We start from the raw sequence: 20,555 nt of genomic DNA on the forward strand, positions 1-20,555 counted from the left end.
TTTTGTGCTTCGATGCCTCCATGAAGCCTTGGCTGTCCTGGCCCGACCAAGTGTCCCTGCTCCAGCAGCGCGGGCTCGAGATCAGCGACACCGACGTGTGCGAGGAGCGGCTGTCCAGAGTCAACTACTACCGGTTCATGGGGTACGCACGGTACTTCCAAGCCGCGCCACACGACGGGAACAACTCCTTCGTGGCGGGGGCTACGTTCGCTGACGTGTGGGCGCTGTACGAAGCCGACGAAGCCCTGCGGGATCTGCTGATGGCCGGGCTCGGACGGGTCGAGATCGCGCTACGCACCACCTACGCGTACGTCCTCGGGCGAGACACGTACTCGCACGCCACCTACTTGCAGGACTCGTTCTTCTCGGGAGCCGCCACGTCAGAATCCCTTGCCGAGTCGTGCCGGGCTGACCTGAACCGCAGCCGGGAACGGTTCATCCTCCGCTACCGCGACAACAACGCCTCCGACCCGTACGCGGATCTTCCGGTCTGGTCCGCAGTCGAAGCGTTCTCGTTCGGCACACTCTCCAAGTGCGTCGAACGTGCGGCCGGCGGCACTCTGCACCCCGTGATCGCTGAAGAGCTCGGCATCGCCAAGGCCGGTTTCCACTCCAGAGTCAAAGCCCTCGTGTACGTCCGGAACCGGTGCGCCCACCACGCCCGGCTGTGGCGACACTCCGTCATCGACGCCGGGCTCACCCCGAACAACGCCCGTCACAAAACCAAGAAGCAGATCGGCCAGTTCGACCCCAGATCCGTCATGGACGTCCTCGTCTCCCTCGACGACATCCTCACCAAGACCAACCTGGGCGACCCGGTCGTCCCGGCGCTCCTGGCCACGCACGGTCGCGGCAGCGCCTTCTTGGAAGGGCTCACCCAGCCACTGGCCCACCGTGACGGTCGAAGCTGAGACGTCTAGGCCAACTCCCGCGCGTTGCCACTGTTTGGACCCGCAGGGCCTCACCGCCTTCCGTGCGTGTGCAACGGAGCGCCGTTGCCCGTGCAACCACCAACTCGGCAGGTGCCAACTACGCAGGTCACCAGACTTTCGTCGGAACCCCGCCAGATGGAACGAGGCGCCCGCAGCGATGCGGGCGCCTCGTTCCGTTTGCCGTCTGACTAACTGAAGACCTAACTGAAGACCATTCCACCGTCGACCAGCACCGACTGCCCGGTCATGTAGTCCGAGTCGGGGCCAGCCAGGTACGACACCAGCTTGGCGACGTCATCGCCGGTCGAAACGCGTCCGAGTGCGATGCCTGCGGCCATCGCCTTCATCGACTCGCCCTTGCCGACGTTGTTGATCGCGCCGAGATCGCGATCGATCTCCTCCCACATCGTCGTGTCGACGATGCCCGGGCAGTAGGCGTTGACCGTGATGCCGTGCTCGGCCCACTCCTGCGCGGCCGACTGGGTGAGCGCCCGCACCGCGAACTTGCTGGAGCAGTAGACACCGAGCAACGGAAATCCCTTGTGCGCCGCGATCGACGCCGCGCCGATGATCTTGCCGCCGTTGCCTTGGGAGATCATCTGCTTGGCGGCCTCGGTGTAACAGAGGAACACCCCTCGCCCGTTGACCGCGTGCACCCGGTCGTATTCCTCGGGAGTCACTTCGAGCAGCGCCTTGGTCTGGGCGATACCGGCGTTGGCGACCATGACGTCGAGCGACCCGAGTTCGTCGACGGTCGTGGCCACCAACCGGCGTACGTCGTCGGCCGATGACACGTCACCGGTGGCGGCGACGACCTTGCCGCCGTGGGTCCGCAACTCCTCGGCGGTGGCCTCGAGTGCGTCGGACATGTCGGGAAGGTCGGACACGACCAGGTCGTGTCCGTCGCTCGCCAATCGGTTCGCGATCGACTTGCCGATTCCGCGCGCTGCGCCGGTGATGTGGACGTTGGCCATGACGGCTCCTTCAGGACAGGTGGACGGTTTCGGGGATGGCGTAGACGGGCGTGTCGAGCCCCTCCATGCGCGCCTTGAGCTGAATCGACAGGTAGCGCGAGTAGTGCCGGGACTGATGCAGGTTGCCGCCGTGGAACCACAGGTTGTCCTGCTTGGTGGGCTTCCACATGTTGCGCAGCTCGCCTCGCCACGGGCCCGGGTCCTTGGTCGTGTCGGAGCCGAGGCCCCAGCACTTGCCCACCTTGTCGGCGACCTCCTGGCTGATCAGCTTCGCCGCCCAACCGTTCATCGAGCCGTAGCCGGTGGCGAACACGATGAGGTCGGCGTCGAGGTGGCGTCCGTCGTCGAGCACCACCCCGGTCTCGTCGATGTGGTCGACGTTCGCCGGTGCGACGAGCTTGATCTCGCCCTTGGCCACCAGGTCGGAGGCACCGATGTCGATGTAGTAGCCGGAGCCGCGCCGCAAGTACTTCAGGAACAGACCGGAGTCGTCGTCGCCGAAGTCGAGCATGAACCCGGCCTTCTCCAACCCGTCGTAGAACTCCTTGTCGTTCTCGCGGATGACGTCGAAGGCCTGCTTCTGCACGCCCGGCAGCACCTTGTACGGGATCGAGGCGAAGATCAGGTCGGCCTTGTCGTGGTCGATGCCGTTGGCCAGCGCCTCCTCGGAGTAGAGCGGGCCGAGCACCTCGGTCATCAGCGACTGCGACCGCACGATGTGGGTGCTCGAACGCTGCAGCATCGTGACGTCGGCTCCGGCTCGCCACAGGTCGGCGCAGATGTCGTGGGCCGAGTTGTTCGAACCGACGACGACGGCCTTCTTGCCGGCGTACGCGTCGCCACCCGGGTGCTGGGACGAGTGCTGGATCTCGCCCTTGAAGGTCTCCATGCCCGGCACGGTCGGCATGTTCGGCACACCCGACATGCCCGTTGCGAGCACCAATTGCGAGGGCTCGAGGGTGACCGGCGAACCGTCGCGCATCACCCTGACGGTCCACTTCTGGGTCGACTCGTCGTAGTCGGCCGACACGCACTCGGTGTTGCTCCAGTAGTCGAGCTCCATGATCTTGGTGTAGCTCTCCAGCCAGTCGCCGATCTTGTCCTTCGGCGTGAACACCGGCCAGTTCGCCGGGAACGGCAGGTAGGGCAGGTGGTCGTACCAGACCGGGTCGTGCAGACACAGGGAGTGGTAGCGGCCACGCCACTGGTCGCCCGGACGCGGGTGCTTGTCGATGATCAGCGTCGGCACCCCGAGCTGCTTCAACCGGGCACCGAGCCCGATGCCACCCTGACCGCCGCCGACGATGACCACGTACGGCTGGTCCTCGTAACCCAGGCGCGCCTGGCGTTCCTTCTGGTGGTCGAGCCAGTTCTTGTCCTGGTTGGGGTTGCCGTGTTCGGCGCCGAGCGGACGCCGGGTGCCCCGGTTCTCAGGAAAGTCGACGAGTTCCTGCGAGGTGGTCAGCAGCGTCCATGCCTTGCCGTCGCGCAGCCGCACCAGGCCCTTGCCGTTGAACGCGTCGTTGTCGAACTCGAACCAGGCCTCGATCACCCCGTCGGCGTCGGCCGCCTCGGTCGCACGAATGTTCCTGGGGCGCAGGCCTTTCACAGTGCCGTCGAGCATCGCGGTGATCTCGTCGGCGCCCTCGGCAGTATGCAGGTTCCAGGTCAGCGACACCAGGTCGCGCCAGTAACACTCCGGCCCGAACAGGTCGGTCACCGCGGCGTCGTCGTCCCCGCCGAGGGCTTGCTCGAACGAGCTCAGCCACTGCTGGGCGGTCTTCAGTTCATCGGTCATCACGGTCTCCTTCGAAGGTGATGTGGGTCACATCGCCGACGTTAGGAGTCAGGTGCGCAGCGAGAAAGCGTTGCAGAAGGTTGCAGCGGTCAGTCGATCGCGCACGGCACGGTGAAGCGGTAGGGCCGGCTCTCCAGCAGTCCGCCGACGCGGCGTCGCAGCCGGGAGATCTCGGCCCGCACCGACACGGCGCTGCCGACCCCGAGCACGGTTTGCAGTTGGGCGACGTCGAGTCCGCCCGGCGCGGCCGCGAGCGCTTCGACCAGCACCACCTGCTTCGGGGTGAGCGCGAACCGCGCGTTCGCGGCGTCCGATGGGTCTTGCGCCTCCCCCACCTCCAGGGTCGGACGCGGGTGCCGCACCAGCCGCAGCTGCGGCTGCGGCGACTGAGTCGGGTGCAATGCCCAGCCCGACCTGACCGGCACGCACTCGAAGGTGCCGAACGCGGGCAACCAGATCGCACCGGAAGCGAATCCCCTTGGCGCCCAGACGCGTTCGGGCGCATCGATACCGCGGGCCGCCGCGACCCAGCCGTACCTGTCGACGACCAGCGCGGCGCGCTCGTCTGCGCCGGCAAGGTCGCGCAGCGAGCGGCGGTGGCTCAACGTGAGTTCCGACTCGACGGCCCGGACAGCGCTGGTCACCAGCGAGAGGGTGTGCGGGTGGGCGCTCGCGAGCGGCCCGGACAGCGTGATCGCCCCGATGACCGCGGTCGAGGCGGGGTCGCGGATCGGTGCGCCGGTGCAGACCCAGCGGTGCTGGTCGGGGTTGGAGTGCTCCGCGCCGAACAACTGGATCGCTCGCCTCTCCGTCAGCGCGGTGCCGAGCGCATTGACGCCGACGAGGTCTTCGGTCCAGCGGGCACCCTCGACGAACCCCAGCCGTTCCGACTCGGCGCGCACCGGACGTGGCCCGTCGACCCACAGCACGACTCCGTCGGTGTCGCAGACGACCATCTCGTTGCTCGACTCGACGGCCGTGTCGAGCAGCAACTGACGCAGCGGCTCGACCGCAGCCGCGAGCACCACCGAGGCGTCCCGCCGCTCGCGCACCTGGTCGACAGCGAGCGTGCCGATGGAACGAGCGGCTCGGTGCTCGGGCTCGTGGCGCGCCCATGCCCGCGCCACCTCGGGGCGCAGGGCGTCAGGGACCAGCCGGCTGCGCTGCCATTGCTCGTGCAGGCGCGCAAGATCCGCGGCCTTGTGCCGCAGGTCGTCGAGAGCACGGACGGCTGGCGTCACCGGCAAGGTCGGGCTGCTCATCGGACTCCTGGGGTCGGACGTAGGCGACCAGTCTGACCTATAGAAATGTGATCTGCACCACTTGGTGGGCCCTGGGGTGAGGAGTCGCAATCAGCCCTTGCGCCGCCGCCGTGCGCGGAAGAAGTCGGTGAGCAACTGCGCGCACTCTGCCTCACGCACCCCGCCGGCCACGGTCAGCTTGTGCGGGGAGCGGTTGGTCGCCACGACGTCCCATGCACTACCGCAGGCGCCCGCCTTCGCATCCCATGCCCCGAAGATCACCCTCGGGATGCGGGCCTGCATCACCGCACCGGTGCACATCAGGCAGGGTTCGAGAGTGACGACAAGGGTGCAGTCGTCGAGGCGGTAGTTGCCGTGCGTCTCAGCAGCTGCACGGATCGCGACGATCTCGGCGTGTGAGAGCGGGTCGTTGATCGCGACCCGCGCGTTGCGTCCCGTGCCGATCACCACTCCGTCCGCATCGAGCACCACGGCCCCGACCGGCACGTCGTCAGTGGCGAGCGCGGCACGCGCCTCGTCGAGCGCGATCTGCATCCAGTCGTCGGCGGCGGCGATCACCCGTAGAGTCTGGTCCATGCGTGTTCTGGTCGCCAATCACCCGCTCATCGCCCACAAGCTCACCTACCTGCGGGACGTGCGCACCGACTCCCCCACGTTCCGGCGCCTGGCCGAGGAGCTGATGACGCTGCTGGCCTACGAGGCCACCAGGGACGTGCGGGTCGAGCCGTTCGAGATCAGCACCCCCGTCGCCCCCACCACCGGTATCAAGCTGTCATCGCCGAAGCCGCTGATCGTGCCCATCCTGCGTGCCGGCCTGGGCATGCTCGAAGGCATGGTGCGGCTGTTGCCGAGCGCCGAGGTCGGGTTCCTCGGCATGCAGCGCGACGAGGAGACACTCGAAGCGGTCACGTACGCCAACCGCCTTCCCGACGACCTGTCCGGCCGCCAGGTCTACGTGCTCGACCCGATGCTCGCCACCGGCGGTTCGCTGGCCATGGCCATTCGTTACCTGGCGGAGCGTGGCGCGGACGACGTCACCGCGGTCACGCTGCTGTGCGCGCCCGAAGGCATCGAGTTCATGGAGAGGGACCTCGCCGAACTCGAGATCCCAATCACGCTGGTCACCGGCTCGATCGACGAACGTCTCAACGAGCAGGGCTTCATCGTCCCGGGCTTGGGCGATGCGGGCGACCGTCTGTACGGCGTCGCCGACTGACCGGTCAGGTGAGCAGCGGCTCGTCGGCGTGCTCGGGAAGCCGTTCCATCGTCCGGATCGAGTGCACGGCGAGCGTCGACAGCGCGATGAGCGCGTAGAGCACGCCTGACGCGATCAGCAGCGGCTTGAGCGGGACGGCAGTGGCGAGGACGCCGAACACGAGCATCCCGATCGGCATCGCGACGAACGAGCCGACCATGTCGTAGCTGCCCTCCCGGGACAGTGCGGTCGGCGGAATGCGTTCTCCCTGAGCGACATCAACAGCAACGATTTGTTTGGGGGTTGTGCGAATCTGATGATCCGGATCGCGAATGGACATCCGAGCCACGACTGGGAGCGCCGGCGGCACCCGTTGTGATCTGGATGTCCAGACGCCGCCCGGATGGTCAGATGCGGCGGATGGGTCAGACCCAGGGGTCGCCCCACCGCAGGTCGCGGGCCTGCTTGTACGCATCCCCCTGCTTCTTGGTGACGACCCGTCGACCGGTCTCGCCCGCGGCATCACAGACGGTCAGATCGACGAACCCCTTGCGCTTGCCCGGGTGCCGCAGCACGCGCGCACCGGACGGCGAAGCACCGCAGCGGACGGCGAACACGAACGAGAACTTCTCGTCCTCGTAGCTGAGATCGCCACCCTTGATCTGTCGGTGCATCGCCGAACGCTCGACCCGCGCGGCAAAGTGGCACCAATCAGGTTGCCGCACAGGGCATTCCCTCGACTGCGGACAAGGAGCCGCGATCGTCCAACCCGAATCGACGAGTTGTGCACGGGCGGCAAGGATCCGCTGATGTCCGTCCGGCGTGCCCGGCTCGATCAGGAACACCGCTTCGGACGCCGACGACCCCATCGCGTGGACCAGGGAAGCCCGCTGCGCCTCGCTCAGTTCCGAGAGCACGAACGACGCCATCACCAGGTCGGCGGCCGGTACGGCAGACCCGACCCTCCAGGTCTCGAAACGAGCATCGAACACGGACGAGGACAGTCGCTGCCCGCATTTCAACGCCGCGTCCACCTGGTCGAGCACGCGCACCGACGAGGGCTCGAACACCGACGCAGCCGCCCACGCCCCGGCGCCGGTGCCACCACCGAGGTCGACCACCGAGTCGATCCGGCCACCGAAGCACAACGAGGAAAGCGCGAGCGCCCGCTCACATGCGGCATACGTCGCGGGCATTCGATATGCCGCGTAGGCGGCCACATCCGCATCGGTCGCAAGGATCGGCGACGCGGCCGCGCCACCTCGTCGATAGCGCTCGGACAGCCGCACCGTCGCGGCCGCAAGTGCCGCACGGGGACGCCCGGCGAGCTCGTCCTCGAGAGCCGAACGCAACACCGGAGCCAGTGAGTTCACGAGTCGAAGCGTACGACCACCGGCACGGCGACACTCCCGGGCGATGACCACTCCAGTCACAGCCGTCACATCGCTGGCAGAATGAGCCGCGCAAATATGCTCGTCTTGAGCGGGCTGTCCCGCTCGCTCATCAACCGGAGGGTCCCATGGCGACCGAGAAGATCAAGAGGATCACCATCTGGGTGCTCTTCGCCTTCGTTCTCTATGCCATCTTCACCAGCCCTGACAAGTCCGCCGACATCGTCCGCAACATCTGGGACCTCCTGGCCTCCGGGGTCGAGAACATGGGCGACTTCTTCAAGGCCATCATCGGCAAGTAGCGTCATGCCACGGCGTCCCCTCGACGATCCGAGCAACACCCGATCCTCGTGGGGTGAACTGGTCGACCCGCGCGGCGCGCAGACGATGCGCCGCTTCCTGGTGCACGGCGAACGGATGGTCGTCGTCCACCGTCCGCACTGGGCATCGCTTGCCGGCACCGTCTTCTCGTTGCTCGCGGGCTTCGCGATCACGCTGTTCGTCGGGTTCACGGCACCGCCCTCGTTCGGGGTCGTCACGAACGCGATGTGGTACGTCCTGCTCGCGATGCTGGCCTACACGGTCATCACGGTCTGGCTCTGGACCCGCGACTGGTTCATGGCCACCGATCAGCGGCTGGTCTGGCGACGCGGCATTCTCAACCGCAAGACCGCGATGATGCCGCTGGCCAAGGTGACCGACATGTCGTTCAACCAGCCCGTCATCGGACGCATCCTCGGCTATGGCGAGTTCGTCATGGAGTCCGCGGGCCAGGAGCAGGCACTGCGCCTGATCACCTACATTCCGCACCCCGAGGCGTCCTATCGGGCGATCTGTGGCGAACTGTTCAGCCATCCGGACGAGGACGCGATGCCGGTGATGGTGCCGACCACGGACGCGTACGACGACCGCGCCGACGACACCGATCCGTTCCTGCCCCGTCCGTCCTCGGCCCGCACCGGCACGAGGACCGCACCACCACGTCGGCCTGGGGGCGGGCGACCGATCCCCGACGTCCCGGAGTCCGACGTCGCGTCCCGCCTCGGCACCTATGTCGACCGTTACCGCGACAAGGCACGCACTCCGATGCGCGAACGCCTGCTGCGCGGCCCGCAGGTCACCGAGCCCGCACCCGACCACGAGAACGCGTCCCAGATCGACACTCCCTTCCGGGGCGACAGTTGGTCGGTGAGCCACGAGGACGCGTCCCCGCCGCAACGCATCGACCGCCGCGACCACTGATCACTCGACACCTCGGCGCGCGTGCGAAACTTGGTCGCTGATCCGTCACCACCCAGGAGAACCACGCACATGGCCGTCCGTCCCATCACGATCATCGGGCACAAGGCGCTGCACCAGCCGACCAAGAAGGTCAAGGAAGTCACGGACGAGATCCGGACGCTGGTCGCCGACATGTTCGACACCATGGAGGCAGCCAACGGCGTCGGCCTGGCCGCCAACCAAGTGGGCGCCCGCCACCGCATCTTCGTCTTCGACTGCCCGTCCGAACGGGGCGAGGACGACAACTTCGTCGGCGTCGTGGTGAACCCCGTGCTGGAGAAGGGGGTCGTGCCGCCCGGAGAGCCGGACGAGGACGACGGCCTGGAGGGCTGCCTGTCCGTACCCGGCGAACACTTCCCCACCCCGCGAGCCGAGTGGGCCCGCGTCACCGGCACCGACCTGGACGGTAACCCGGTCTCCTACGAGGGCGAGGGACTGTTCGCACGCTGCCTGCAACACGAGACCGACCACCTCGACGGCAAGCTCTACCTCGAGCGCCTCACCCCGAGCCAGCGCGACCTGTCGCGCCAGGCCCGCAAGGAACGCGGTTGGGAAGCGGAGGGCGTCACCAAGTGGGACCCGGCCACCCAGAAGGCCGACGACGTCTGATCCCAAGTTCACCGTGCCGTTTCCCGCCGAGGACGCCGGTGATTTGGTCGGGTTGAGGAGTGAAGGCTCCACAGATCACCCGAAGCAACGCACGCAGCGCCGGTAGGTGGGCGCTCGCGACGCTGTTGCTTGCCGCATTCGGGTACGTCGGTGGGGTCGGGATGACCAGCTTGTTCCCCACCACCGTCGAGACGAAGTTCTACTCTGCGGACGTCCGGATGGGGCTGGTGCCCGACTCCACGGTCCGCCTGCCGACCCTGCTGGGCGACGTGTCGGTCGGCTTCGACGGCCCCTTGCCTGCCCCGGGCATCATCGTCGACGCCCAGTTGCGCAAGGACGTCACCGAGGCCTTCGCCGGCCGGACACCGACGCCCGCACAGTTCCAGCCGAGCCCCGCAGAGCTGGACACTGCTGCCCGTGCCGGGCTCACCGGGGTGGCCTGGCGGTTCGTCCTCGGCCTCGCCCTCACCGCCGGAGCCCTGCTCGTTGCGCGGCGCGCCTGGCGGAACCCGCGCGCGAGTCTGGTCACGGCGGCCGGTGCGCTCGCGCTCTCGCTGGTCGCACCGGCCCTCACCGGTTACGTGACCTACCACGAGCGCCACATCGGCGAGGTCCGCACCACGTCGCTGTTGAGCATGGCGCGCAACGACCTGTCGATCCTCACCGATCTGGAGAAGCGCACCTCCGAGTCCTCGCGGTACATCACCAGCGTGCTCGCCCTCTCGAGCGCCCTGCAGACCAAGTACGCGCCCCGCTCGACCGCTGCGCCGACCGCGCTGCGGGTGATGTTCGTGAGCGACATCCACGGCACGAACCAGTACGCATTGATGCGCGACATCATCCGATCCGAAAGAGTGGACGTCGTTGTCGACGCGGGAGACCTGATCAACTTCGGCAGTGTGCGCGAGGCCGAAGCCGCCGGCATCTTCCGGTCGATCGAGCGGCTCGGCGTGCCGTACCTGTTCGTCCGCGGCAACCACGACGCGACCAGCGCCACCGATACCGCGTTGCTGGACCGGATGAGCAAGGTGCCCAATGTGGTTACTCTGCAACCCAACTCACGCCTGTACACGAAGGTGACGATGGCCGGTGTGACATTCGGCGGCTTCAACGACCGGCGCTTCTACGGCGACGGCGACCCGAAGGACAAAAGCATCCACTCAGGTGCCCGCAAGCACTTTCTGAGCACGTGGAAAGACAACGAGGTCCCGGCCCCGGACGTCGTGGTGAGCCACGAGCCGGGCGCGGTCGAGGACGGGTTCGAGGACGACCAGTTGCTGATCTCCGGACACACCCACACCCCGCATCGTGACGGGAACTGGATGACCGTCGGCACGTTCACCGGCGGCGGGCTCTTCGGCGCCCGCCTTGCACAGGGCGCCGAGAAGGGCACCGAGGTACAGACCCAGGCGTACTCGTTCGACATCGCCGAGTTCGACACCGGCTGCTCCTTGACCACCATGCGCCGCTACACCTTCACCGGCATTCTGCAGGGCCGTCCCGAGTTGCAGTCGACCAACGTGTTGAGCGGGCGACAGTTCGTACCGGAAGCCGCAGACGATCGGCAGTGCGCAGGACCCGTCGAGCCGGTCACCGTGCCGGTACGCGGCGAGTAACAGACGGGTTCCTGTGTCAGGCGCCGCGTGGGCAGGTCTCCCCATCGCGGGAACGCCTGTTCACACGCCATCATCACACCAACGAACTTCGCTCGCGCAATCACGAAACAAGGGGAAATGCCATGCGTAACAACACCGCCCGCCGCCTGTCCAGCCTCGTCCTGATCGCGATTGTCGGCTTCGGCACCACTGCCTGCAACAGCGAGACCATGGGGTCCGGCCCGTCCGGCTCACCATCGTCCCCGTCGTCCTCGTCGGGGTCGTCGTCCTCGCCGGAGGGTTCGTCGGCGTCGTCGTCCGGGTCGAGCAACTCCAGCAGCACGTCCTCGCAGTCCACCGTGAAGTCGGGCAGCCTGAGCAAAGTCGCCGGCACCCCGTACGTGAAATCGATCAAGGTGAGCAACGGCCACGAGGGCATGTCGTACGCCAAGGACGGAACGGTCAAGTTCTTCGAGAGCAAGGACGGCACGTCGTGGAAGCAGGTCGGCTCCTCCAGGGCCCCCGAGTCGCACGAGCAGTCGACCCCGAAGATCGACGCCGCCGAACTCGGTGACTTCCACGCCGTCTTCGTCGTCAACAGCAGCCTTCCGGGCGTCGGTCACCGGTTCGCAGCCGGTTTCTCCAACGGCAGCGGAGTCTGGGGACCGCTCACCAAGGACGGCAACGATCTGGTGGTGAACACCAAGGGGTCGCAGGCCAACTGGGGTCCGATCGAGCTCGGGCTCTCCGACCAGGGCCTGATCGAGACGTCCCCGTGGGACAACGACGCTTCCACCGCGGAGCGCACCGCACACCCGATCGTCCGCGTCTGGAAGGCGAACGGTGAGGGCACGTTCATCCTCAAGAGCGACAACGTCTTCCGCGCCGAACCGGTGACGGTCGAGCCTGCGGAGCCGAAGAAGGGCGAGGAGAACACCGGAGACGGACGCTTCACCGCGCGCATCGTGTCGGTCGACGGGAACAAGGTCACCTTCAAGCCGCAGGTCGACAACTGCGACCCCGAGCCGGAAGTGCCGTGTGGCCCCGAGGACGGCGCCGCGCGCTCCGCGACCCTTGCCCCGGACGCCCGCGCGTCGATCCTGGTCGGCGTCAACGAGAACATCAGCGCTCCCCAGTGGGTGTGGACGCAGAGCGTGCACGGTGCACCGAACCTGTCGAACTACCGTGAGGGATCGTCCTACGTCGTCCCTTCGAAGTACACCGCCGCCGAGCAGACGTACACCGCGATCCTGCAGGTCAAGGACGGCCGCATCGTCGCCGCCGACAGCGTCAGCCCGGGTAACTGAGTGCGGGCTCGTCCGGCTCGGAACCGTCCGCCGGTTGCGGGCCGGACGGGCGCCCGGCTTCACCGATCAGAGCGTGACGTACACATCGTGCCCTCGATTTCTCATCGATCGAGGTGAGCAGGTAGAGTGTGACGTCGTTGCCAGTGATGGCAGCAAGCACCCGTAGCTCAACGGATAGAGCATCTGACTACGGATCAGAAGGTTTGGGGTTCGAATCCCTACGGGTGCACAGGTAATACCAAGAATCTGTGTTGAGACAGAGGATTCCAAGCCCCGACCGGCGGATGCGCCGGTCGGGGCTTCCTCGTTCTGACCTACTGGGCGGGTGCCCCAGTCTCCGCGACGTCGAGACCGCCCTCGGCGAAGCGTGACCGTAGTGCCTTCTTGTCGTACTTGCCGACGCTCGTCTTGGGCACCTCGTCGATGATCGCCCAGCGCTCGGGCACCTGCCACCGCGCGACGCGTCCGGACAGAAAATCGCGCAACTGCTCCATCTCCACCGATTCGCCGTCCTTGATGACGACAGCGGCCAACGGACGTTCGCCCCACTTGTCGTCCGGCACACCGATGACGGACGCCTCGAGCACGGCCGGGTGCGCCATCAGATGGTTCTCCAGGTCGACCGAGCTGATCCACTCGCCGCCGGACTTGATGACGTCCTTGGCGCGGTCGCTCAGCAGGATGTAACCGTCGTAGGTCATCGAACCCACGTCACCCGTGCGCAGCCAGCCGTCGTCGAACTTGCTTGCCATATCGGCCAATTCGCCTTCGGCTTCGCTGCCGTTGCTGTAGTACGAGCCGGTGATCCACGGACCGCGGACCTCTACCTCGCCGACCGATTCCCCGTCCCACGGCTGCACCGAACCGTCCGGCCCCATGATGCGGGCTTCGACCCCGCCCATGATCCGGCCCTGCGAGGCGCGGTACTTCCAGTACTCGTCGCCGCCTTCCTCGAGACGACCGGGAGGGAACGCCAGGCTCGCCACCGGCGAGGTCTCCGTCATACCCCAGCCCTGGATGATCTCCACGTCGTAGCGCTCGAAGGCCTTCATCAAAGCCGGCGGGCAGGCCGCGCCGCCGGACATCAGCATGCGGCAACTCGACATGTCACCACCCTTGGCGTCCAGGTGCTGCAGCAGTCCGTTCCAGATGGTCGGCACGCCCGCACCGACGGTCACCCGCCACTTCTCGATCATCCGAGCGAGCGGTTCGGGTTGCAGGAAGCGGTCGGGCATGAGCAGGTTGTCGCCCGCGAGCATCGCGGTGTACGGGTAGCCCCACGCATTGGCATGGAACAGCGGCACGACGACGAGCGCGGTGTCGGACGGCGTGAGCGCGAGCGTCAGGCAGCAACTCATCGCGTGGATGTAGTTCGAGCGGTGCGAATAGGCGACGCCCTTGGGGTTTCCGGTGGTGCCGGAGGTGTAACACATGGACGAGGCGTCGTTCTCGTCGACGTCCTTGGGCCACTCGAACTCGTCCGACCGACCGGCCAGCAACTCGTTCCAGTCGTGCACTGCCTCGACGTGAGCAGGCGCCCCCAGGGCCTCACGGACGGCGTCGTCGACCGGTCCGTTGACGATGACGTGCCGGATCTTGGGCAGGTGCTCCAGCAGCTTGCTGAACGGCTCGGCGAGGGTGTTGTCGACGACGACGACCTCGCTGCCGCCGTGATTGGCCGTGTAGATCAGTTGCTCGGGGAACAGTCGGATGTTGAGGGGGTGCAGCACCGCCCCCATCGACGGGACGGCCAGGTAAGCGACGAGGTGCTCGGCGTTGTTCCACATGAAGGTCGCGACGCGGTTGTCACCGTCGATACCCATGTCCCGCAACGCATTCGCGAGCTGTCGACACTGTCGTCCGATCTCGCCGTACGTGACCTCCCGTCCCCCTTCCGGCGTCCAGGTGATGCATCTGCTCTCGGCGTGCACCGTGGTTCCGTACTCCAGCAGGGACGAGATCAACAGGGGCGGCGACTGCATGGTGCTCTTCATGGACCGAGCCTGCCATTTCCGGCCGCGATGATGTGGCGTGAATCACAGCAAGCCGCCTCCGACTTTGCAAAAGTGGTCGTTGTGTCCCACATGCCGAGAGCCACCGACCTGACCAGGGACGAGCAGATAGGTCTGCTCAGCGGCGTCGACTTCTGGCACACGCGTCCGCTGCCCGTTCATGACCTGCCTCCCGCGACCCTGTCGGACGGTCCCCTCGGCATCCGGCTGCAGCGCGAGTCGGCCGATCATCTCGGAGTCGGCGACAGCCACCCGGCCACCTGTTTTCCCTCTGCCGTCACGTTGGCCTCCAGTTGGGACCTCGACCTTGCACGGGAGGTGGCTGTCGCGTTGGGTGCCGAGGCAAGCCAACTCGGTGTGGACGTCGTACTCGGTCCAGGGTTGAACATCAAGCGAAACCCGTTGGGCGGCAGGAACTTCGAGTACTTCTCCTAGGATCCGTTCATCAGCGGACATTTCGCTGCGGCAGTTGTCGATGGTCTGCAGAGCGTCGGTGTGGGCGCCTGCCTGAAGCACTACGCGGTCAACAATCAGGAGTACTACCGCTTCGTGGTCGACGCGGTCGTCGACGAGCGCACGCTGCGTGAGATCTACCTGTCCGGCTTCGAGTACGCCGTCAAACGGGGCAAGCCATGGACGGTGATGGCGTCGTACAACTCGGTCGACGGTGAACTTGCCTCCCAGAATCACCGACTACTCACCCAGATCCTGCGCGACGAGTGGGGCTTCGACGGAGTGGTGATGAGCGACTGGGGTGCGGTGTACGAGCGTGACGTCGGCATCACCGCCGGTATGGATCTGGAGATGCCCGGCGGACATTCCTTGTCGGACAACGACATTCAGGATGCTCTGGCCTCCGGACAGCTCACCGATCGACAGGTCGAGACGTCCGCACAGCGCGTCCTCGACCTGCTCGCACGAGTGCAGGGCAACGAGGTCGGCTCGGTCGAACCCGATCACGACGAACTGTGTCGGCGGGCCGCGGCGGCCGGCGCGGTCCTGCTCCGCAATGACGACACCCTTCCCCTCGATCGCCGGGCATCGATCGCGCTGATCGGTGGGCTGGCCGAGGTTCCGCGGTTCCAGGGCGCAGGCAGTTCACTGGTCAATCCCACCCGAGTGACGACGGTGCGGGACGCGTTCGCCGACGCCGGCGTCGAGGTCACCTATGCCGAGGGCTACGACCCGGCGACGTCCACGAGCAGCGCCGCTCAGCTCGACGAAGCAGCGCGAATCGCAGCGTCTGCCGATGTCGCCGTCGTGATGGTCGGGTTGCCCCCGGCCTACGAATCGGAGGGCTTCGATCGCGACACCCTGTCGCTCCCTGCGGCGCACGACGAACTGGTTTCGGCTGTTGCACAGGCCAATCCGCGCACCGTCGTGGTTCTGTCGAACGGCGCACCCGTCACGATGCCGTGGCGCGACGAGGTGGCGGCGATCGTCGAGGGTTACCTCGGCGGGCAGGCATCCGGCGCCGCCGTCGTCGACGTGCTGCTCGGTGACGCCGAACCCGGCGGGCGCCTGGCAGAGACCTTCCCCGAACGTCTCGAGGACGTCGCGAGCACGCCGTGGTTTCCCGGACGCCCACGCCAGGTCGAGTACCGCGAAGGGCTCTTCGTCGGGTACCGGCACCACGTGTCCGGCGGTCCGGCACCGGCGTTCCCGTTCGGCCACGGACTCGGCTACACGACCTTCGACTGGTCCGATCCCCAGTTGTCCTCACCGTCGATCCGCCGTGGCCAGGCCCTGACTGTGAGCATCACGGTGACCAACACCGGTACGCGTGCGGGAAGCGAGGTCGTGCAGATCTACCGTCGTGACCTCACCGGCGTCGTCCTGCGTCCGGAACGCGAGCTGGCCGGCTTCGCCAAGGTGCATCTCGAAGTCGGCGGTTCACGACGGGTGGACGTCGAGGTGCCTGCCCGAAGCTTCGAGTTCTGGGACGTCCGTACGGACGAATGGCGCTGTCCCACCGGACGATTCGAACTCGTCGCAGCGCGATCGAGTGCAGATCCCGGCCTCACGCTCTCGCTGCAGGTCGACGGTGACGCCACCGACAGTGCCGATCCACCGTCCGGGCCCGCCCTCGCTGCGAGCGACGCCGATTTCGCCGCGCGGCTGGGTCGCTCCATCCCGGCACCGCGTCCGACACGTCCGTTCGACCGCGACTCCACCTTCGCCGAGATCGCCACGACCCCGGCCGGACGTGCCTTCCGGGCGATCTGCTGGCGCGCGACGATCGCCGGCACCGAGCTCAGCGATGCCGACCGCCCCATGGTCGAACGCAACTTCGCCGAGTTGCCGCTGCGCGCGGCGGCACGCTTCGGCGACGGCAAACTCAGTTGGCGGACGATCGACCTCGTCCTGCGCCTTTGCAACCTCGGTCGACGCTGACCGATTCGTCGTTTCCCGGCCGCCGCTGAGACCATCGTCCGTCGGCCTGAGCGAAGGGAGCACCCATGGGCATCTCATGGACGCTGTTCGTCGTTCTCGGACTCGTGATCGGCCTCGGCGCGTTCGTGCAACGGGTCGCCGGGTTCGGTCTCGCGGTCGTCGCGGCACCCTTCGTCGTCATGGCAGCTCCCGACCTGATGCCGGCATCGTTGTTGATCACCGTCCTGCCGCTACCGCTCCTGGAGGCGGTGAGCGGACGCGCCCATGTGCTGTGGCGGTCCTGCAGCTGGGCACTGCTCGGACGCTTGGCCACGATGCCGCTCGGGGTCTGGTTGGTGTCGGTCGCGTCGACCTCGGTGATCTCGCTCGTGGTCGCCGCGATGGTGCTGGCTGCGGTTGCGGGCTCGTTCACCCGGATCCATGTGCAACCGACGCCCGCCCTGTCGGGGCTCGCCGGCCTGGTCACCGGCGTCTCGGCCACAGCCGCATCGATCGGCGGACCCTTCTACGGCCTGGTGCTGCAGGAGCAGAAGCCGCAGCAGGTGCGCTCCACGCTCGCCCCGTTCTTCCTCATCGGTGCACTGGCCTCGCTGGCCGGACTGGGCGTCGGCGGCCAGGTGCCGCGTGAGGCGCTGATCGCAGGCGTCGCCTGGATGCCGTTCATGGTGCTCGGTTCGGTGCTCGCGCAGCCGCTGCGTCACCGCATCGACCCGACCCGGTTCAAGCAGCTGATGCTGATGCTGGCCACCGTCGCTGCGGTGGCCGTGATCGTCCGGGTCGCCCTGACCGTCTGAGTGTCAGACCATCCGCGTCGCGGACTGCGCCTGACACTCAGACAACGATCAGCGCAGCTGGGTCAGCATCGAGGGGTCGTCGGTCGGCAGGTCGGGCTCGGCGATCGCGGTGACCTGCATCTGACCGAGCTCCACCTGACCGGCAGCAACCGTCATGAACGCGGTGTCGCTCGCGTCCCGGCCGGTCGCGATACGCAGCAGTGAGGTACGCGGCGCCATCGAGGTCGCGTCGACGACCTGCCACTTGCCGTCGACCAACGCTTCGGCGACCGCGTGGAAGTCCATCGGGCTGAGCCCCGGCGCGTAGACGCTCACCAGCCGGGCAGGCACGTTCAGCCCACGCAGCATCGCGATCACCAGGTGCGCGAAATCGCGACAGACCCCCTGCCTGGACAGGTAGGTCTGGATGGATCCGTCGGTCGGACGACTGGAACCGCTGACGTACTGCAGGCTCTGATTCACCCACACTGCAACGGAATCCAGCAGGTCCTTGCCCTGCTTACCCCCGAACGTCGCATGGGCAACGGGAGCGAGAGTGTCGGAATCGACATAACGGCTCGGACGCAGGAACACGACCTCGTCCAGGAGCGTCACGTCCGGCTCGGGAGCCTGTTCGTCGACCGTGCATCGGTAGTCGAGGACGAGATCGCCCGCCGGTGTTTGTCGGCACCGGTGCAGCCGCGTCATCCCGTCGACGATCTCTTCCATCTCGATCTTCGTGCCGTCGACGGTGACCGTGAGCTCCTCCTCGGCTCGCGGTACGACCTCGGACACCGCCACCGACCAGGTGATGTCGGCGGTGGCGGAAACAGTGGCTTCGACATGGGCGGAAACAACGCGGCGCATCCGTCCATCCTGTCGGCGGAACGAGCACCACAGGGCTTGCCGCGCCGCGTTGTTTCCGTGTTGTTCCGCTCCGCTCACACCTGGAGAATCTGGTGCAGCTCTACGATCTTGCCCCCGACGATCTTCACCACCGCATGAGTGGGAGTGGTCAGCCGGTCGATCCCCTTCGGCAGCACATAAGGCGACCCGGTGAAGTACTTCGCGTTCATCGTTTCCGTGAGCATGAGCAGTCAGGCCCAGGACGGCGCGGTCACCATCGTGGCACCCGCCCCTTCTGCGAACAGGCGAGCGCGTGCGTTGGCACGAGCACCTCGATCAGGCCATGGGCAGACCTACCCGTCCGACCCCACCGCGATGCGCACGATCTCCTCGTTCACCGCGTACCCTTCGCGCTCGTAAAGCCGACGAGCATCCGCGTTATGACCGAAGACGTTGAGCCACAACGTCTCTCGTCCGATGAACCGTTCGAAACGGTCCTCGGTCATCGGACGCAGTTCGATCGTGCCGTCCGGCACGTCGTTCACCCGGATGCTCATCTTGGTCCCGACCAGCTCCGCCCCGGCCCGCTTCACTGCTGCACCGACGGCGTCACCGCGGTCCAACGCTCGAACTCGGCAGCGGTCATGGGCTCGGTCAGCAATTCCATGCAAGGACTGTCCCACGGCCCGCCCGGTTCGCACCGCAGCCGGAGGAACAACTGGAGCGCCAACCGCTGTTGACTGGAGAAGACGACGAACTCGACCGAAGGAGCAACGATGTCCGAGCAGAAGACGAGGACCGAGCGCGATTCGATGGGCGAGGTCGAAGTACCCGTCAACGCGAAATGGCGCGCACAGACCCAACGCGCTGTCGAGAACTTCCCCATCTCCGGGCGTCCGATCGAACCGTCCCTCATCCACGCACTGGCCTCGATCAAGGGCGCGTCCGCGAGAGCGCGCGCCGCCAGTGGAGCCCTCGACTCCGATGTGGCACAGGCGATTTCGGACGCTGCCGCAGAAGTATCGGACGGCACCTGGGACGACGAGTTCCCGATCGACGTCTTCCAGACCGGCTCGGGCACGTCCAGCAACATGAACGCCAACGAGGTCATCGCGACCCTCGCTGCCGACACGCTCGGCAAGGATGTCCACCCCAACGACGCAGTGAACGACCCGTTCTCCTCCAACGACCAGTTCCCCGCGGCGATGCACATCGCCGCCACCGCCGGCGTGAAGAACGACCTCATCCCTGCTCTTGAGGTCTTCGCAAAGTCTTTGCGCACCAAGGAGACCGAGTTCGCCGACTTGGTGAAGTCCGGGCGTACCCACCTGATGGACGCCACCCCGGTGACCCTCGGGCAGGAGTTCGGCGGATACGCCGCGCAGGTCGAGTACGTCATCTCCCGCCTGAGCGAGGTGCTGCCCCGCGTCGGCGAACTTCCCCTCGGCGGCTCTGCCGTGGGCACCGGCATCAACGTGCCCACCGGGCTGGCCAAGACGGTGATCGACGATCTCGCGAAGTCGCTCGATCTGCCGCTGACCGAGGCGGGTAACCACTTCGCTGCCCAGTCCAGCCGCGACTCGCTGGCCGACCTGTCGGGCCTGCTGCGCACCTGCGCGGTCGCGTTCACCAAGATCGCGAACGACATCCGGTGGATGGGCTCCGGGCCGACCGCCGGTCTGGCGGAGATTCACCTGCCCGATCTGCAGCCCGGCAGCTCGATCATGCCGGGCAAGGTGAACCCGGTGCTGTGCGAGGCGATGCTGCAGGTCAGTGCGCAGGTGATCGGCAACGACGCAGCCGTGGCGTTCGGGGCCAGCGCCGGCACCTTCGAACTCAACGTGATGCTGCCCGTGATCGCGCGTAATGTACTGGAGTCGATCCAGTTGTTGGCCAACGTTTCTCGGGTCTTCGCCGAGCGTTGTGTCGATGGGATCGAGCCGGACGCCGACCGCATGCGCCGGTACGCAGAGTCGTCCCCGTCGATCGTCACTGCGCTCAACCACCAGCTCGGTTACGACGAAGCCGCAAGCATCGCCAAGCAGGCCCTGAAGGAGGGCAAGACCATCCGCGAGGTCGTCATCGAACGCGGCCACGTCGCCGACGGCACACTGACCGAGCAGCAGCTCGACGAAGCCCTCGACGTGCTCGCCATGGCTTACCCGCACGGACGCGACTGATCCGAC

Annotated in this window: 20 protein-coding genes, 1 tRNA gene and 1 pseudogene; 12 read left to right on the plus strand and 10 right to left on the minus strand. The window is 66.8% G+C overall.

Translation table 11 applies throughout. The features are described from left to right. Positions 1-20 precede the first annotated feature (20 nt). On the plus strand, positions 21-911 hold the full coding sequence (locus tag EU513_RS02310; RefSeq protein WP_129624240.1) for an Abi family protein: 891 nt from the start codon (positions 21-23) through the stop codon (positions 909-911). A gap of 221 nt (positions 912-1,132) precedes the next feature. On the opposite strand, the gene EU513_RS02315 is transcribed toward EU513_RS02310, so the two are convergent. The 4 genes from EU513_RS02315 to tadA form a co-directional block, all read right to left on the minus strand. Continuing rightward, positions 1,133-1,906 (minus strand): acetoin reductase, encoded by a 774-nt coding sequence (locus tag EU513_RS02315; RefSeq protein WP_129624241.1) that lies wholly within the window; start codon positions 1,904-1,906, stop codon positions 1,133-1,135. 10 nt (positions 1,907-1,916) lie between these two features. Further along, positions 1,917-3,704, minus strand: a complete 1,788-nt coding sequence (locus tag EU513_RS02320) for an NAD(P)/FAD-dependent oxidoreductase (RefSeq protein WP_129624242.1) — start codon at positions 3,702-3,704, stop codon at positions 1,917-1,919. Between the two features lie 89 nt (positions 3,705-3,793). Continuing rightward, positions 3,794-4,966, minus strand: a complete 1,173-nt coding sequence (locus EU513_RS02325; protein WP_129624243.1) for a GAF domain-containing protein — start codon at positions 4,964-4,966, stop codon at positions 3,794-3,796. 90 nt (positions 4,967-5,056) lie between these two features. Next, on the minus strand, positions 5,057-5,542 hold the full coding sequence (gene tadA / locus EU513_RS02330; RefSeq protein ID WP_239702542.1) for a tRNA adenosine(34) deaminase TadA: 486 nt from the start codon (positions 5,540-5,542) through the stop codon (positions 5,057-5,059). On the opposite strand from tadA, the gene upp reads away from it, so the two are divergent. Continuing rightward, complete coding sequence (upp, locus tag EU513_RS02335; RefSeq protein WP_129624244.1) at positions 5,541-6,182, plus strand: uracil phosphoribosyltransferase; 642 nt, start codon at positions 5,541-5,543, stop codon at positions 6,180-6,182. The genes tadA and upp overlap by 2 nt on opposite strands. A gap of 4 nt (positions 6,183-6,186) precedes the next feature. On the opposite strand, the gene EU513_RS02340 is transcribed toward upp, so the two are convergent. Both EU513_RS02340 and EU513_RS02345 read right to left on the minus strand, forming a co-directional pair. Further along, positions 6,187-6,501: a hypothetical protein gene (locus EU513_RS02340; RefSeq protein WP_129624245.1), complete on the minus strand. Its 315-nt coding sequence runs from the start codon at positions 6,499-6,501 to the stop codon at positions 6,187-6,189. A gap of 85 nt (positions 6,502-6,586) precedes the next feature. Further along, positions 6,587-7,534 carry a small ribosomal subunit Rsm22 family protein gene (locus tag EU513_RS02345; protein ID WP_129624246.1) on the minus strand — a complete coding sequence of 316 codons (948 nt, stop codon included), beginning with the start codon at positions 7,532-7,534 and terminating at the stop codon, positions 6,587-6,589. 146 nt (positions 7,535-7,680) lie between these two features. On the opposite strand from EU513_RS02345, the gene EU513_RS15690 reads away from it, so the two are divergent. The 6 genes from EU513_RS15690 (at position 7,681) to EU513_RS02370 (ending at position 12,573) form a co-directional block, all read left to right on the plus strand. Beyond that, complete coding sequence (locus EU513_RS15690) at positions 7,681-7,854, plus strand: hypothetical protein (protein ID WP_168990104.1); 174 nt, start codon at positions 7,681-7,683, stop codon at positions 7,852-7,854. A gap of 4 nt (positions 7,855-7,858) precedes the next feature. Continuing rightward, positions 7,859-8,794 (plus strand): PH domain-containing protein, encoded by a 936-nt coding sequence (locus EU513_RS02350; protein WP_168990105.1) that lies wholly within the window; start codon positions 7,859-7,861, stop codon positions 8,792-8,794. A 69-nt stretch (positions 8,795-8,863) separates the two neighbouring features. Beyond that, complete coding sequence (def, locus tag EU513_RS02355) at positions 8,864-9,442, plus strand: peptide deformylase (RefSeq protein WP_129624248.1); 579 nt, start codon at positions 8,864-8,866, stop codon at positions 9,440-9,442. 59 nt (positions 9,443-9,501) lie between these two features. After that, positions 9,502-11,058, plus strand: coding sequence for a metallophosphoesterase (locus EU513_RS02360; protein WP_129624249.1), 1,557 nt, complete (start codon positions 9,502-9,504; stop codon positions 11,056-11,058). Positions 11,059-11,180: 122 nt separating this feature from the next. After that, positions 11,181-12,344: a hypothetical protein gene (locus EU513_RS02365; protein WP_129624250.1), complete on the plus strand. Its 1,164-nt coding sequence runs from the start codon at positions 11,181-11,183 to the stop codon at positions 12,342-12,344. A gap of 156 nt (positions 12,345-12,500) precedes the next feature. Beyond that, a tRNA-Arg gene (locus EU513_RS02370) sits at positions 12,501-12,573 on the plus strand. 85 nt (positions 12,574-12,658) lie between these two features. Here the strand turns inward: EU513_RS02370 and EU513_RS02375 are convergent. Further along, complete coding sequence (locus tag EU513_RS02375) at positions 12,659-14,338, minus strand: fatty acid--CoA ligase (protein WP_129624251.1); 1,680 nt, start codon at positions 14,336-14,338, stop codon at positions 12,659-12,661. A gap of 90 nt (positions 14,339-14,428) precedes the next feature. On the opposite strand from EU513_RS02375, the pseudogene EU513_RS16260 reads away from it, so the two are divergent. The 3 genes and pseudogenes from EU513_RS16260 to EU513_RS02390 form a co-directional block, all read left to right on the plus strand. Next, positions 14,429-16,030, plus strand: a pseudogene (locus EU513_RS16260) (glycoside hydrolase family 3 C-terminal domain-containing protein); the annotation flags it as partial. Between the two features lie 126 nt (positions 16,031-16,156). Further along, complete coding sequence (locus EU513_RS16265; RefSeq protein ID WP_240795903.1) at positions 16,157-16,750, plus strand: fibronectin type III-like domain-contianing protein; 594 nt, start codon at positions 16,157-16,159, stop codon at positions 16,748-16,750. Positions 16,751-16,815: 65 nt separating this feature from the next. After that, the gene (locus tag EU513_RS02390) at positions 16,816-17,544 is read left to right on the plus strand and encodes a sulfite exporter TauE/SafE family protein (RefSeq protein ID WP_129624254.1); all 729 of its coding nucleotides are present in this window, start codon (positions 16,816-16,818) and stop codon (positions 17,542-17,544) included. Positions 17,545-17,592: 48 nt separating this feature from the next. On the opposite strand, the gene EU513_RS02395 is transcribed toward EU513_RS02390, so the two are convergent. The 3 genes from EU513_RS02395 to EU513_RS02400 all read right to left on the minus strand — a co-directional run bounded on the left by EU513_RS02395 (position 17,593) and on the right by EU513_RS02400 (position 18,962). Beyond that, on the minus strand, positions 17,593-18,390 hold the full coding sequence (locus EU513_RS02395; RefSeq protein WP_129624255.1) for a transglutaminase family protein: 798 nt from the start codon (positions 18,388-18,390) through the stop codon (positions 17,593-17,595). 74 nt (positions 18,391-18,464) lie between these two features. After that, complete coding sequence (locus EU513_RS15695) at positions 18,465-18,614, minus strand: hypothetical protein (protein WP_168990107.1); 150 nt, start codon at positions 18,612-18,614, stop codon at positions 18,465-18,467. Positions 18,615-18,722: 108 nt separating this feature from the next. Beyond that, entirely contained in the window at positions 18,723-18,962 is a 240-nt protein-coding gene (locus EU513_RS02400; RefSeq protein WP_129624256.1) for a hypothetical protein, read from the minus strand. Between the two features lie 183 nt (positions 18,963-19,145). Between EU513_RS02400 and EU513_RS02405 the strand changes: the two genes are divergently transcribed. Continuing rightward, a complete protein-coding gene (locus EU513_RS02405) occupies positions 19,146-20,549 on the plus strand; it encodes a class II fumarate hydratase (protein ID WP_129624257.1) in 1,404 nt (467 codons plus the stop codon). Positions 20,550-20,555 lie beyond the last annotated feature (6 nt).

This window comes from Yimella sp. RIT 621 (assembly GCF_004146205.1).
GTDB lineage: Bacteria > Actinomycetota > Actinomycetes > Actinomycetales > Dermatophilaceae > Yimella > Yimella lutea.

Coding starts and splice junctions, on each gene's coding strand:
- tadA (WP_239702542.1), bottom strand. CDS start 5,542: ATGGACCAGACTCTACGGGTGATCGCCGCCGCCGACGACTGGATGCAG.
- EU513_RS02395 (WP_129624255.1), bottom strand. CDS start 18,390: ATGCGCCGCGTTGTTTCCGCCCATGTCGAAGCCACTGTTTCCGCCACC.
- EU513_RS02390 (WP_129624254.1), top strand. CDS start 16,816: ATGGGCATCTCATGGACGCTGTTCGTCGTTCTCGGACTCGTGATCGGC.
- upp (WP_129624244.1), top strand. CDS start 5,541: ATGCGTGTTCTGGTCGCCAATCACCCGCTCATCGCCCACAAGCTCACC.
- EU513_RS02310 (WP_129624240.1), top strand. CDS start 21: ATGAAGCCTTGGCTGTCCTGGCCCGACCAAGTGTCCCTGCTCCAGCAG.
- def (WP_129624248.1), top strand. CDS start 8,864: ATGGCCGTCCGTCCCATCACGATCATCGGGCACAAGGCGCTGCACCAG.
- EU513_RS02320 (WP_129624242.1), bottom strand. CDS start 3,704: ATGACCGATGAACTGAAGACCGCCCAGCAGTGGCTGAGCTCGTTCGAG.
- EU513_RS02350 (WP_168990105.1), top strand. CDS start 7,859: ATGCCACGGCGTCCCCTCGACGATCCGAGCAACACCCGATCCTCGTGG.
- EU513_RS15695 (WP_168990107.1), bottom strand. CDS start 18,614: ATGCTCACGGAAACGATGAACGCGAAGTACTTCACCGGGTCGCCTTAT.
- EU513_RS02325 (WP_129624243.1), bottom strand. CDS start 4,966: ATGAGCAGCCCGACCTTGCCGGTGACGCCAGCCGTCCGTGCTCTCGAC.
- EU513_RS02405 (WP_129624257.1), top strand. CDS start 19,146: ATGTCCGAGCAGAAGACGAGGACCGAGCGCGATTCGATGGGCGAGGTC.
- EU513_RS02340 (WP_129624245.1), bottom strand. CDS start 6,501: ATGTCCATTCGCGATCCGGATCATCAGATTCGCACAACCCCCAAACAA.
- EU513_RS15690 (WP_168990104.1), top strand. CDS start 7,681: ATGGCGACCGAGAAGATCAAGAGGATCACCATCTGGGTGCTCTTCGCC.
- EU513_RS02375 (WP_129624251.1), bottom strand. CDS start 14,338: ATGAAGAGCACCATGCAGTCGCCGCCCCTGTTGATCTCGTCCCTGCTG.
- EU513_RS02315 (WP_129624241.1), bottom strand. CDS start 1,906: ATGGCCAACGTCCACATCACCGGCGCAGCGCGCGGAATCGGCAAGTCG.
- EU513_RS02365 (WP_129624250.1), top strand. CDS start 11,181: ATGCGTAACAACACCGCCCGCCGCCTGTCCAGCCTCGTCCTGATCGCG.